At 70.6% G+C, this 11,919-nt stretch carries 15 protein-coding genes; 12 read left to right on the forward strand and 3 right to left on the reverse strand.

What is annotated here, in order from left to right:
- Positions 1 to 324 precede the first annotated feature (324 nt).
- The 7 genes from MFF61_RS22285 to MFF61_RS22310 are packed head-to-tail and all read left to right on the forward strand — an operon-like array spanning position 325 to position 5,993.
- The gene (locus tag MFF61_RS22285) at positions 325 to 792 is read left to right on the forward strand and encodes a MerR family transcriptional regulator (protein WP_238238888.1); all 468 of its coding nucleotides are present in this window, start codon (positions 325 to 327) and stop codon (positions 790 to 792) included.
- Positions 789 to 1,010, forward strand: a complete 222-nt coding sequence (locus tag MFF61_RS22290; RefSeq protein ID WP_238238891.1) for a heavy-metal-associated domain-containing protein — start codon at positions 789 to 791, stop codon at positions 1,008 to 1,010. Before MFF61_RS22285 ends, MFF61_RS22290 begins: the two co-directional genes overlap by 4 nt.
- A 33-nt stretch (positions 1,011 to 1,043) precedes the next feature.
- Positions 1,044 to 3,494: a heavy metal translocating P-type ATPase gene (locus tag MFF61_RS22295; RefSeq protein ID WP_238238893.1), complete on the forward strand. Its 2,451-nt coding sequence runs from the start codon at positions 1,044 to 1,046 to the stop codon at positions 3,492 to 3,494.
- A 12-nt stretch (positions 3,495 to 3,506) separates the two neighbouring features.
- Positions 3,507 to 3,857 (forward strand): heavy-metal-associated domain-containing protein, encoded by a 351-nt coding sequence (locus tag MFF61_RS22300; RefSeq protein WP_238238895.1) that lies wholly within the window; start codon positions 3,507 to 3,509, stop codon positions 3,855 to 3,857.
- Complete coding sequence (locus MFF61_RS22305; RefSeq protein WP_238238897.1) at positions 3,854 to 4,528, forward strand: cytochrome c biogenesis CcdA family protein; 675 nt, start codon at positions 3,854 to 3,856, stop codon at positions 4,526 to 4,528. Before MFF61_RS22300 ends, MFF61_RS22305 begins: the two co-directional genes overlap by 4 nt.
- A gap of 14 nt (positions 4,529 to 4,542) precedes the next feature.
- Positions 4,543 to 4,785, forward strand: a complete 243-nt coding sequence (locus MFF61_RS34065; protein WP_353960062.1) for a heavy-metal-associated domain-containing protein — start codon at positions 4,543 to 4,545, stop codon at positions 4,783 to 4,785.
- The gene (locus MFF61_RS22310) at positions 4,782 to 5,993 is read left to right on the forward strand and encodes an MFS transporter (RefSeq protein WP_238238899.1); all 1,212 of its coding nucleotides are present in this window, start codon (positions 4,782 to 4,784) and stop codon (positions 5,991 to 5,993) included. Before MFF61_RS34065 ends, MFF61_RS22310 begins: the two co-directional genes overlap by 4 nt.
- 683 nt (positions 5,994 to 6,676) lie before the next feature.
- Here the strand turns inward: MFF61_RS22310 and MFF61_RS22315 are convergent.
- A complete protein-coding gene (locus MFF61_RS22315) occupies positions 6,677 to 6,898 on the reverse strand; it encodes an Nmad2 family putative nucleotide modification protein (protein WP_238238901.1) in 222 nt (73 codons plus the stop codon).
- 363 nt (positions 6,899 to 7,261) lie between these two features.
- A complete protein-coding gene (locus tag MFF61_RS22320; RefSeq protein ID WP_238238905.1) occupies positions 7,262 to 7,699 on the reverse strand; it encodes a Ros/MucR family transcriptional regulator in 438 nt (145 codons plus the stop codon).
- 790 nt (positions 7,700 to 8,489) lie between these two features.
- On the opposite strand from MFF61_RS22320, the gene MFF61_RS22325 reads away from it, so the two are divergent.
- Together MFF61_RS22325 and MFF61_RS22330 are read left to right on the forward strand one after the other, a co-directional pair.
- Positions 8,490 to 9,098 carry a copper resistance protein B gene (locus MFF61_RS22325; RefSeq protein ID WP_238238908.1) on the forward strand — a complete coding sequence of 203 codons (609 nt, stop codon included), beginning with the start codon at positions 8,490 to 8,492 and terminating at the stop codon, positions 9,096 to 9,098.
- Positions 9,099 to 9,207: 109 nt separating this feature from the next.
- Positions 9,208 to 9,852 (forward strand): AAA family ATPase, encoded by a 645-nt coding sequence (locus MFF61_RS22330; protein WP_048442337.1) that lies wholly within the window; start codon positions 9,208 to 9,210, stop codon positions 9,850 to 9,852.
- Here the strand turns inward: MFF61_RS22330 and arsH are convergent.
- Positions 9,812 to 10,558 carry an arsenical resistance protein ArsH gene (arsH, locus tag MFF61_RS22335; protein ID WP_238238928.1) on the reverse strand — a complete coding sequence of 249 codons (747 nt, stop codon included), beginning with the start codon at positions 10,556 to 10,558 and terminating at the stop codon, positions 9,812 to 9,814. The genes MFF61_RS22330 and arsH overlap by 41 nt on opposite strands.
- Positions 10,559 to 10,608: 50 nt before the next feature.
- Here arsH and MFF61_RS22340 point away from each other — a divergent pair, with 50 nt between their 5' ends.
- The 3 genes from MFF61_RS22340 to arsC are packed head-to-tail and all read left to right on the forward strand — an operon-like array spanning position 10,609 to position 11,913.
- Positions 10,609 to 10,968, forward strand: coding sequence for an ArsR/SmtB family transcription factor (locus MFF61_RS22340; RefSeq protein ID WP_048442335.1), 360 nt, complete (start codon positions 10,609 to 10,611; stop codon positions 10,966 to 10,968).
- The gene (locus tag MFF61_RS22345; protein ID WP_238238931.1) at positions 10,961 to 11,488 is read left to right on the forward strand and encodes an arsenate reductase ArsC; all 528 of its coding nucleotides are present in this window, start codon (positions 10,961 to 10,963) and stop codon (positions 11,486 to 11,488) included. The genes MFF61_RS22340 and MFF61_RS22345 overlap by 8 nt, the downstream gene beginning before the upstream one ends.
- The gene (gene arsC / locus MFF61_RS22350; protein WP_048442333.1) at positions 11,488 to 11,913 is read left to right on the forward strand and encodes an arsenate reductase (glutaredoxin); all 426 of its coding nucleotides are present in this window, start codon (positions 11,488 to 11,490) and stop codon (positions 11,911 to 11,913) included. Before MFF61_RS22345 ends, arsC begins: the two co-directional genes overlap by 1 nt.
- Positions 11,914 to 11,919 lie beyond the last annotated feature (6 nt).

Consider the following 11,919-nt stretch of genomic DNA (forward strand, 5'->3'; position numbering starts at 1 on the left):
GATATCGCGCGCAGGTGCTCCGCCCGTTCGGCCCAGAAAGGACTACCTCGCAGGTGTCCGGCTCCATGCCTTCCACCTCCTGGCCGGCGAGTCCACCGGTGGGCCCGGGACGGTCGGCCCGGCACACTGGGGCCTCTCCGCCGGCAGGAGCTTGCTCACCCCTCCCGGCACACGCCACTCGACTGCTCAGCTGCCGACCGGGGCCGTGTCGCGGGAGGTCCCATCCGTGGCAGCGAAAGGCGGCCCTTCACCGGGCTCCCGCTCGCCGTCAACGGACCTGTTGACTCCGTACTACGGTACGGACTGTAGGCTCGAAGGGAATCGATGAGGCTGGGACCGACGATGGGGGATCTGACGATCGGAAAGGCGGCGCAGGTCGCCGGCGTCGGCGTGGAGACCATTCGCTTCTACGAGCGACAAGGCTTGATCGAGCAGCCGTCCAAGGGGGCCGGCTACCGGACCTATTCGCCCGAGGTGGTCGCCCGCATCCGCTTCATCCGGCAGGCCCAGAGGATCGGGTTCTCGCTGAAGGAGACGCTGGAGCTTCTCGCCCTGCGCGCCAAGCCTGGCGCCGATTGCGCCGTCCTGCGGGAACAGGCCCGGCACAAGATCGCCGAGGTGGACGAGAAGATTGCCGAGCTCCTCCGGGTGCGAGCGGCCCTGGAGGCCGTGGTCGCCTCCTGCCCAGGACGCGGTGGGCTGGAGGACTGCACCATCCTGAAAGCCCTGGAGGACATGCCAAGAGGGTCAGCCCCGTGCGGGTGCGACGAACCGATGAGGAAGACACGATGAAGACCGTTACCCTGAAGGTCGAGGGCTTGCGGTGCGCCTCCTGCGCCGCCTCGGTCGGCTCGCTGCTCGGCGCCCATGCCGGCGTCCGCGGCGCCGACGTCTCCTTCGAGGAGGGCCGCGCCCGCGTCCTCTACGACCCGGCGACCACCAGTGAGGACAGCCTCGTCGAGGCAGTCGAGAAGCGTGGCTTTCGCGTCGTGGCCCGCGACCTGGCCTGACCCGACCGTTCGGCCCAGTCCGGAGACAGCCCGATGGCCTCAGCGACACTCGACACGGATATCCCGCTTTGGAGCGAGGAGCCGGCCAGCCGACCCGACCGGGCCCGCATCCGCGCCCGGATCGGCGGCCTGCACTGCTCGCTCTGCACCGGCACCATCGAGAAGGCGCTCGGCAGCCAGCCCGGCGTCGACAAGGTCGCCGTCAGCCTGACCCACGAGCAGGCGCTCGTCGAGTACGATCCGGCCGTCGCCCGACCCGCGGCGCTGCTCGGGATCCTGCGCGACATCGGCTACACGATCTCGGACCCGCGCAAGGTCAGGCCCTTCGAGGAGGAGGAGCGGGACCTCGCGCGCGAGAGCCGCCGCTTCGTCGTCGCGGTCGCCCTCAGCGTCGCCTCCATCCCGATCATCGCAGATCCGACGCTCGGCTGGATCGGCTACCTGCCTGCCCTGGTCTGCATCAGCCTCGGCGCCATGGTGTTCCTCGTCCTGAGGAAGACCAGCCTCCAGGTCGCGGTCGCCAGCACCGGCGGCCTCGCCGCCTTGGCGCTCGGGCTGCTCTACCTGAACCTGCAGGGATACCTTGCGACCTCCGCCCCCTGGCTCGTGGCCGCCCTCGCGGTCGTGCTCGTGTTCGGGGTCGGGCGCCATATCCTGAACATGGCCTTCCAGGCCCTGCGCCGAGGCATCCTGAACCAGCACGTACTGCTGGAGATCGGCGCCTTCGCCGGCATGGCGGGCGGCGTCATCGGACTGATCCTGGACCGCCCGGACTACCCGACGGCGCCGTTCTTCGCCGTCTCGGTCATGGTCGCCACCTACCACATCTTCTCCGAGTGGCTCTCGCTCATCGTCAAGACGCGCAGCTCCCAGGCCGTGAAGCGCCTGCTCGACCTTCAGCCCGAGACCGCCCGCGTGGTCCGAGACGGGCAGGAGCGTGACCTTCCGCTGGAACTCGTGGCGGTCGGCGACCGCGTCCGCATCCGCCCCGGCGAGCGCGTGCCCGTCGACGGCACGGTCGAGGGCGGCCGCTCCGCCGTCGACCAGGCCCTCGTCACCGGCGAGCCGATCCCGGTCGAGCGCGCGCACGGGGATGCCGTCATCGGCGGCTCGATCAACGGCACCGGCACCCTGCTCGTGCGGGTGACCGCGGTGGGCGCCGGCAGCTTCCTGCAGAAGGTGATCCGCGAAGTCGAGGACGCCCGCGCCCTCAAGCCAGGCCTGCTCCACCTCGTCGACCGCGTGCTGCAGGTCTACACGCCCACCGTGCTCGCGGTGGCCGCGCTCGCCTTCGCGGGCTGGCTCGCCGGCTCCTGGCTCCTCGGCGGCGAGCCGGACATCGAGCGGGCCGTGTTCGCGGGCCTGAGCGTCCTCGTCATGGGCTATCCTTGCGCCGTCGGCATCTCGGCCCCGCTTTCCATCGTGCGCGGCGCCGGCGAGGCGGCCGAGCACGGCATCCTGATGCGGACCGGCGAGGCCTTCCAGGGCTACCGCCTCGTCGACACGGTCGTCCTCGACAAGACCGGGACGCTGACCGAGGGCCGGCCCGTGGTTCGCGAGATCGAGGTGTTCTCGGGAAGCGAGGCCGAGCTCGTCGCACTGGCCGCGGCGGCGGAGGCCTCGTCCGAGCACCCGCTCGCGCAAGCCGTGGTCAGGGCCGCCTTCGCGCGCGGGGCCGTGCCCCCGGAGGTCACCGCGTTCGAGGCCAGTCCCGGCAAGGGCGTCACGGCCCGGATCGCGGACGGCGAGGTCCTGGTCGGCAGCCCGGCCTTCCTGGAAGGCCAAGGCATCGACCTCTCGCCGGCCCGGGCCCGGATCGCGGCCCTGGAGGAGGCCGGGCGCACCGTCGTCGTCGTCGGCCGCAACGGTCGCGCGCTGGGCCTGCTCGCCCTCGACGACAGGCTGCGGGCCGATGCCGCGCAGGCCGTCGCGGCTCTGCGCAAGGAGGGCCTTCGCACGGTCCTGCTCACCGGGGACAACGAGCGGGCCGCACGCCGGATCGCCGCGGAAGCGGGCATCGACGAGGTCCATGCCGGGGTGCTGCCCGACGGCAAGGCCGAGACCGTGCGGCGGCTCCAGGCCGCCGGCCCGGTCGCGATGGTCGGCGACGGCATCAACGATGCACCTGCGCTGATGCAGGCCAACGTCGGCGTCGCCATGGGGGGCGGCACCGACATCGCCATCGAGGCCGCCGACATCATCATCCTCTCGAACCGCCTCGCCGCCCTGCCGCTCGCCCGCGGGATCAGCCGGCGCAGCTACGCCAAGATGCTCCAGAACGTCTGGCTGGCCTTCGCCTTCAACGGCATCGGCATCCCGGTCGCCGCGACCGGGCTGATCAACCCGATCTGGGCCATGGTCGCCATGGCGGTCAGCGTCACCGCGATCTTCCTCAACTCGCTCTGGGGGCAGCCCGGCCTCTTCCTGGGCGCGATCATGAGCGTCGGCAACCCGCCCGCGGCGTCCCGACCGAACCCGGCCTGAGGGAGCCTTGCGATGAGACCGCATCGTCGTCCGGGCGTCGTCGCCGCGCTCGTCGCCTCCGTGGTCCTGCTCGTGTCCCTCGACCCGGCACGGGCTGCCGAGGATGGGCGGGTCCCGTCGGGGCGGTCGTCCGACCTGAGGGTCGCGACCATTCCGGTCGAGGGCATGGCCTGCCTCTCCTGCGCCGCGTCGATCAAGCGCGCCGTCAAGAAGATCGAGGGGGTGTCCGACGCCGAGGTCGACTTCGTGCGGCGGTCCCTCCACGTCTCCTATTCTCCCGGCCGAGCCCTCCTGCTCGGCCGGGTGGCGACGACCATCGACGGCCTCGGCTACAAGGCGGGCATCCCGGTGATCGCGCCGTGACGCTCGAACACCTGATCCAGCCGCTCGCCACCGGCGCAAGCGGCCCGGCCGCACTCTGGATCACGTTCCTCGCCGGCGTCCTGGCCAGCGCGGTCTGCCCCTGCACCCTGCCGGTCGGGCTCGGCATCGCCAGCGTCGCCGGCGCATCCGAGGCGGAATCGCGCCGCGCCGGGCTGCACGTCGCGGGTGCCTTCTTCGCCGGCATCGTCCTGAGCCTTGCCGCACTTGGCGCCGCCGGCCACCTCGGCGCCCTCGCGACCGAATCGTTCGGCCGGACCTGGGCGCTTGTCATGGCTGTCGTCTCGCTTGCCGCGGCGCTCCTGGCCTTCCGGTGGCCGCGCATGCGCCCAGCCAACCTCACAACCGGGCGCCGGCCCGGCATCCTCGGGGCCTTCGCCTACGGGCTCGTCTTCAGCGTCGGCACGTCGGTTGCCCCGCTGCTGCTGCTGACGGTCGCCGCAGCGGACGGCGATACCGACCGTGGCGTCCTTCTCGCCCTGGCGTTCGGTATCGGGCGGGGCCTGCCGTTCCTCGCCGCCGGTGCGGCCGCGAGCGCGGTCACGCGCCTGGCGCGCCTCGGCCTGTGGAGCCGCGCGCTCCAGGTTCTCGGCGGCGGCACCCTCCTGCTGGTCAGTGCCTACTACGCGCGGGTCTACGCGGACCTACTTTGAACCTCGGAGAGCTCATGAGCGACAAGACACCGCCTCCTCTCGCGGAAGTTTCCTTCTCCGTGCCAGGCATGATGTGCGACGGCTGCGCCGAGAGTGTCCGCAACGCGGCGATGGCCGTGCCAGGCGTCCGGCAGGCGAGATCCAGCGCTTGGCGCAGGCGTGTCACCGTGCGCTTCGAGCCGTCCCGGGCCGGACCCGTGGAAATCCGGGCGGCGCTGGCGAGCAGCGGATTCGAGACCGTCGAGGTCCGGGCATGACGCCGGTGACGCCGGACCTGCCGGATGCCTCGCGGGAGCGCTTGCTCCGGGTGCTTGCGGCCGCCACCTTCATCATCTTCTTCCAGGCGTTCATGGTCGCGCCGGTCCTTCCGCAACTCGGAGAGGCGTTCGGCACCTCGCCGGAGCGGGTCGGCCTGATCGTGCCGGCCTACCTGATCCCGTACGGGGTGGCGACGCTGGTCTACGGGCTTCTGGCGGACCGGCTCGGCATCTGGCGCGTCATGTCGGGATCGCTGACCGCCTTCGCCGTGCTGACGGCCCTCACCGCCACGGCAGGGTCCGTGGAGCAGCTCGCGCTCTGGCGTCTGCTGACCGGGCTCGGGGCGAGCGGAGTCGTGCCGCTCGGTCTCGTCCTCGTCGGCAGGCTTTTTCCGTACGAGCGACGCGGGCGCCCGCTCGGGTGGCTCTTCGGCGCCATGGCGGGCGGCATGGCCTTCGGGTCGACCTTCGGGGGCCTGCTCGAACCGTCCATCGGATGGCGCGGCCTCTTCCTGGCGGTCGGCGCGGCCGGGGCGGCGATCCTGCTCGTTCTCATGCCCTCCCGCGGGATCATCCCGGGCGCTACGGCAGCCGGAGCAGACCTGGGCACCCTGTTCCGCGGCTATCGGGACCTGCTGATCTCTCCCCGCGGACGCCGCACCTACGCCTACGTCCTGCTGAATTCGATGTTTCACTCCGGCGTGTTCACCTGGCTGGGTCTGTACTTCGAGCGGCGCTACGGCCTCGGACCCGTCGGCGTCGGCCTCGCCCTCCTGGGCTATGGCATCCCCGGATTCCTGCTCGGTCCGGTCATCGGTCGGGTTGCGGACAGGCACGGTCGCGGGCGCCTCCTGCCTCTCGGGCTGCTCCTGGGTGCCCTAGCGGCGGCGGCCCTGACCCTCGACGGCCCCCTGCTCCTGGCGGCGGTGGCGGTCACGGTGCTGTCCCTCGGCTACGACATGACCCAACCGTTGTTCGCCGGCATCGTCACTGCACTCGGCGGCCAACGTCCAGGCCAGGCCATGGGCCTGAACGTCTGCCTCCTGTTCACCGGGTTCGGACTGGGAAGCCTGCTGTTCGGGTCGATGCTCCGCCTCGACTACGGGCCCGTCCTCGCTGTGTTCGCGGCTGCGGAACTGGCGCTGGCCTTGGCGGCGGTCCGTCTCTTCCGGTCCGAGGTTCCGCCGGCCGGAGGAGGACACCGATGAGATCGCGACCGCTCCAAGGTCGGGCGGAAGTCATCGATGCCCTGATCCTCGCCGCCTTTCGGCAGGCCTGCCGCCAGGGGAGCTCGGCGCGGCCGAGCACCTCCTGTGCGCGCTGGAAGCGCTCGCCGGCGGCGCCGAGGCCTGACATGAGCCTCGGCCTCACAGGAAGAGGCCTGCTTGGCCCTCGCGGATCACGCCCGGGACCGAAGCGGACGTACTGACACGCGCCGGGATGTCCGCGTCTCTTGTGAGCCGCGGTGGCGTGGCGCGCCGTCCCGACCTTTTGCCAGGGCAGCCCGACGAGCGCGACGGGCGTGATCGCGAGGACAACGAGCAGGGCCGACGTGGCGTCTGTCCCGACCTTTAGGCGAGAACAGACAAGGGCCGCTGCCGGCGGCAGGAACGCCTGCGGAATGGCTTCCACGGCCTCGTCCCGAACTACTCCCCAGGAACGGGTACGAAACCTGTCCCGCCACCGGCGCGGGCAGCAGGCGACGCCGTCCGGCATCGTGCACTGAGGATGGGGCGCCACAGGGCGAAGGCCGCCAAGGTGACGAGCAGCACCGCGGCGTGATGGTGAGGCCGACCCTCATCTACGGGGCGCCGGGTAATCCGCCGCACCGTGCGCGCCATCGCCCGCGGGCGGATGGCTCTCGGCGGGCGCCACGCCGCGGCATCCGATATCAGGCACACCAGCTCGCCGGCCGTCCCAGCAAGCCACGGCTTGGCACGCCGCGAAGCCAAGCCACGAAAGCGTCCACCCGGTCAGGTGCGAATTGGTACCGGTGCCCTTGCGTACCGTGGACGAGATCCCGCAATTCCCGGGGAACGAGCGGGCCCGACCCGCCCCAGTAGGGGCACTCACGCCCGAGAAGGACCTTGTCCGTCCGCTCGGTGTCGCGCACCAGGTTCCGCAGGGGACCTGCAACGCCCGACGGTCCTCTGGAACGTCTTCCCGCTCCACCCGCACGCGTCCGGCGACCCGCTACCCAATCGCTGCCATACCTGTCGGGAGCGGCAGGCGGCCCGCCACCTGCTCGAGTGGCTGGTCTCGGAACTGCGGCCTCGGACCCTGATCGCCATCGGGCGGGACGCCGAGGCGGCCCTGGCAGCTCCTCCCGAGGCCGGGTACGCTCCGAGCCCCTGAGCGGCGGGCCTGGAGAACCGGGTCGGAGGCACGCTGCTCCCTCACGCCTGGGCCCGCCCAGGCCGTCGGGGCCGGCGCCAGGGCGGGCTCAGCGGAAAGGCCGTCCGTGCGACGGATGCGCTCAAGCCTTCGCGACCGCCTCTTGGCCAGCGCGGCTGCCGAGTCCGATGCGCAGGGCGATCTCGGAGCGCCGCGCGGAGTAACTTGGCGCCACCATCGGATAATCTGGCGGGAGGCCCCACTTCTGACGGTACTGCTCAGGCGTCAGCCCGCGCGTGCCCAGATGCCGCCTGAGTGATCTGTAGGGCCTGCCGTCCTCCAAGCTGACGATGTATTCGGGCGTCACCGTCTTCTTGATCGCGACGGGCGGCGTCGGCGCCGTCGCGGACGCAGCCGGCTGGTTGGCCGCCGGGCCGGCCACGATGGCCCGAAGGGCTCCTTCCACGAGCCTGATCAGGTCGAGGACGTCCGCCGCACGTATGGCATTGCCCCGCACGTAGGCGGAGACGACCTCAGCCGTCAGTGTCAGGACATCGTCGTTCGAACGTGCACTTGCCATGATGGAATCTTCCTATGTCGAAGCTGCGCCGCAGGCGTGCGTGGCCCGGGGCGAGCGAGTGGATCAGGTTCCGTCGCCCCGAAACCAGCGTTGGCGGAGCCAGGACGACATCCATGATTGCTATGCTTATGGGCGAGGGGCCGCCGAATTGGATGCATGGCGGCATCGGCGCGGCGGCTGCCGCAGCGACAGTGTGAAAGCGCTTGGCAATATTTCCCCTCGCAGGTCTACACTCTACACTCCACGCCCTCGTCGGCACGAAGCCGCTTCGAGCGCGCAAGCGCATGCTACGCGAAGGATTTCGGAGGTTTCCGCAACGCTTCGAGGACTGCGTCTGGGTGGCCGTCGTCCGCTGACCAAGCGACCGGCCGCGAGTAGCGCCAGGACTGGGAGACCGGCTCGGTCTCGGGTACCAACAGGGGCGCGTGACAGAGGCAGCCCGTGCAGCAGCCAGTGCGGTGGGCGGCGTCCGATGCTCGCTTGCCCGCGCAGTGGGGGACCCGCGCCACGGCGCCGCGAGTGACTGTGCTGGCGAGCCGCTCCCAAGTCGTCTGCCTGGCGCCGTGCGCATGCCCGCGTTGGACATGTGCCGCAGCAGGCAACGCCAGGGCTGTGACCATAAAGGCCGCAACCAAGAGCCTGCAGATATGGCGAGCAAACCACTTCACGAACCCAACCTACCACATCTTGACTGGCCGTACACGGGTCACCCTGGGGGTTCGGGTGGCGGACACGCGGTTTGCCGGCCTCTCGGCGGGAGGCATCCGCCAGCGGCGTTGCGAGTCGAAGCGTGCGGGCAGGCGCAGGAGGCGTTCATCTCAAGAGCTTCGACTCGAGTCCGAGGGGAAAGAGCGTCTTCGGCGAGAGCCCTGAGCCGGCCGAGCTGCAGGCGCTCCATAGCCGGGCGATCGATCCGTGGCTCAACGTCCAGGTCGGAGCCCGCCACGACTTCCGGCCCGATCCCGAGCGCACGCACCTCGTCGTCGGCGTCCACGGGCTCGCGCGATACTGGTTCGAGGTCGACGGCGCGCTGTTCCTGTCGGACAAGGGCGTCGTAACGGCGAGGCAGGAAGCCGAATGCTATCGGCGCATCACCAACCAGCCGATCCTCCAGCCGGCGGTCGGGTTCAACCTCGCCGTCCGGAACATGCCCGAGCTCGGGATCGGCTCGGGCCTCTCGACGCTCCGGGCGGGATTGCGCCTGCGCCACCAGATCGTGCCCGAGTTCGCGCCCTGTCTCGGCGTCGAATATGAGGCTATCCGGATCGTGGCGTGGAATTGCGTGTCAGCTCCACGCCCCGCACCGGACTGCTCGCCTCGTTCCGGGCTCCGCGATCGGCCGGGCGACGAGCCCCGGCCGACGACGCAGACCCAGACGACCCACCGCGTACCCTGCTGAACGCGCGGCCTGCAGAGGACCGTGACCCGGAGCAAGCTCCGAATGCGGGCGGCGGACGCCAAGGCCTGTTTCCGCCGCGCGCCGGATCGAAGCCGGCAGCATGGGTGGCATGTCCGGCGTCCGCCGGCGCGCTGTCAGGATGACGGAGGCGACCGGCCGGAAGGCCTCCACGATCGCGGCCTTCCTGAAGGCAGCCGAGGCCAGACACATCGTCATCGGGCCCGAAGCGCTGGTCGTCGTCGACGAGAGCTCGATGCTCGACCTGCCGACCTTCTACCGGATCCTGCGGGCGATGCCGGAGAGCGGACGACTCCTGCTCGTGGGCGACGCGGCGCAGCTGCCGCCGATCGGGTTCGGCCTCACCCTGCACGCTCCCGTCGAGGTCTCCGCCGTTCCGAAGGACGCGCTGAAGACGATCAGGCGGCAGACGGAGGCGTCCGGCATTCCCGTCGTCGCGCAGGCCATCCGCGCCGGCCGCTGCCCGGACCTCCCGAGGTTCGACCCGTCGGCCGGCGGCGTCTCGCTGGTCGAATGCAGCCAGAAGGTGACGGCTGCACGCGTCATCGACGTCGTGGCCGAACGCGGCGGCGTCCGGTGCACCAGGATCCTCTCGCCACTGAAGGGCGGCCCGAGCGGCACCGTGGCCATGAACGCGCACTTCCATCGGATGGTGCTGTCGGGCCGACCGCCGTGGGAGCGGGCGATGCGGTCAGTCAGCGTTTCACGAAGCCCACATCCGCTGCGACTGCCCTGAGCCGCTCAGGCTCAAGCTCCTTGCGCTCGGAGTAGCGGTCGACGAGGTAGTCCGCTCTCCCGCGGGTCAGCTGGGTGAACTTCATCAGCTCCTCGCACACATCCACCACTCGGTCGTAGAGCAGTCCCGGCTTCATGCGGCCAGCGTCGTCGAATTCCTTGTAGGCCATCGGCACCGAGGACTGGTTCGGGATGGTGATCATCCGCATCCAGCGGCCGAGCACGCGCAGGCTGTTCACGGCGTTGAAGCTCTGCGAGCCGCCCGAGACCTGCATCACCGCGAGCGTCCGCCCCTGCGTCGGCCGCACGGATCCCTCGCTCAGGGGCAGCCAGTCGATCTGGCTCTTCATCACGCCCGTCAGGTTGCCGTGGCGCTCCGGCGAGACCCATACCTGGCCCTCGGACCAAAGCGAGAGCTGGCGGAGCTCCTGCACCTTCGGATGGTCGGCGGCCGCGTCGTCGGGCAGCGGCAGGCCGTGCGCGTGGTAGAAGCGCACCTCCCCGCCCATCGCCTCGAGAAGCCGCGCCGCCTCGTTGGCGAGGAATCGGCTGAACGATCGCTCACGCAGCGAGCCGTAGAGGATGAGAAAGCGGGGCGCATGGTCGAGCGGCGTCGACGCCTGCACCCGCTCCGCCTTCGGCACCTCGAAGTGCGCCTCGCTCAGGTTCGGCATCCCGTCCAAGAACGGCTGCTGGGGCTTGTCCAAGGCGCTTCATTCCTCTACATTTCAACAGTAGTTGATATGTAGGCCATTGGATGGACGAACGACAAGCCCTCGCCGCCTTCGCGGCTCTCGGTCAGGAGCATCGCCTCCGGGTCGTGCGCGCCCTGGTCACCGCCGGGCCGGACGGCCTCGCCGCGGGCGTGCTCGCCGAAACAGTCGGCGTGGCTGGCAACAACCTGTCCTTCCACCTGAAGGAACTCTCCCATGCCGGGCTGATCACCTCCCGGCGCGAGGGCAAGTCGGTCATCTACAACGCCGCCTACGCCGGCCTGTCCGACCTCGTCCAGTTCCTCATGCGCGACTGCTGCCAGGGCCACCCCGAGGTGTGCAATCCGGCCGCCGCTGCGCTCGCCGCTTGCGATTGCACCACCGTGGACGCCCTCCATGCCTGATCCCGCCTACAACGTCCTGTTCCTCTGCACCGGCAACTCGGCCCGCTCGATCTTGGCCGAGGCAATGCTCGACAAGGAGGGAGGCGGTCGCTTCCGCGCCTTCTCGGCCGGCAGCCAGCCGAAGGGCGAGCCGCACCCGCTGGCGCTGCAGGTCCTGCGCGAGAGCGACTACCCGACCGAGGGCCTGCGCTCGAAGTCCTGGGACGAGTTCGCCGGGGCCGACGCGCCGGTGATGGATTTCGTCTTCACCGTCTGTGACAACGCCGCCGGCGAGGCCTGCCCGTACTGGCCCGGCCAGCCGGTGACCGCCCACTGGGGCATCGAGGACCCCGCCGCGGCGGAGGGCTCCGAGATGGAGCGCAAGCGCGCCTTCGTCACCGCCCAGCGCTACCTCAAGAACCGCATCGCGGCCTTCGTCGCCCTGCCGCTCGGCAGCCTCGACCAGGTCGCCCTCTCGTCCAAGATCCGCGAAATCGGCCAGTTGGCCGGCGCGACCTCGGCCCGCCCGGAGGTCGCGTGATGGACGTCGTCATCTACCACAACCCGGCCTGCGGCACGTCCCGGAACACGCTCGCGATGATCCGCAACGCCGGCGTCGAGCCCCACGTGGTCGAGTACCTGAAGACGCCGCCGAGCCGAACTCTCATCCGGCAGATCCTGGCCCGCGCCGGCCTCTCGGTCCGTGACGCCCTGCGCGAGAAGGGCACGCCCTACGCCGAACTTGGGCTCGGCGACCCGGCGCTTACCGAGGAGCAGCTCCTCGACGCCGTCGAGGCGCACCCGATCCTGCTGAACCGGCCGTTCGTGGTCAGCCCGAAGGGCGTGCGCCTGTGCCGCCCATCCGAGGTGGTGCTCGACGTCCTGCCCGAGCAGCAGGGTGAGTTCGTGAAGGAGGACGGCGAGCGCGTCGTCGACGAGAGCGGCCGCCGCGTCGCCACCGCTTGAGGCACC

The sequence above is a fragment of the Methylobacterium isbiliense genome (genome assembly GCF_022179325.1).
GTDB lineage: Bacteria > Pseudomonadota > Alphaproteobacteria > Rhizobiales > Beijerinckiaceae > Methylobacterium > Methylobacterium isbiliense.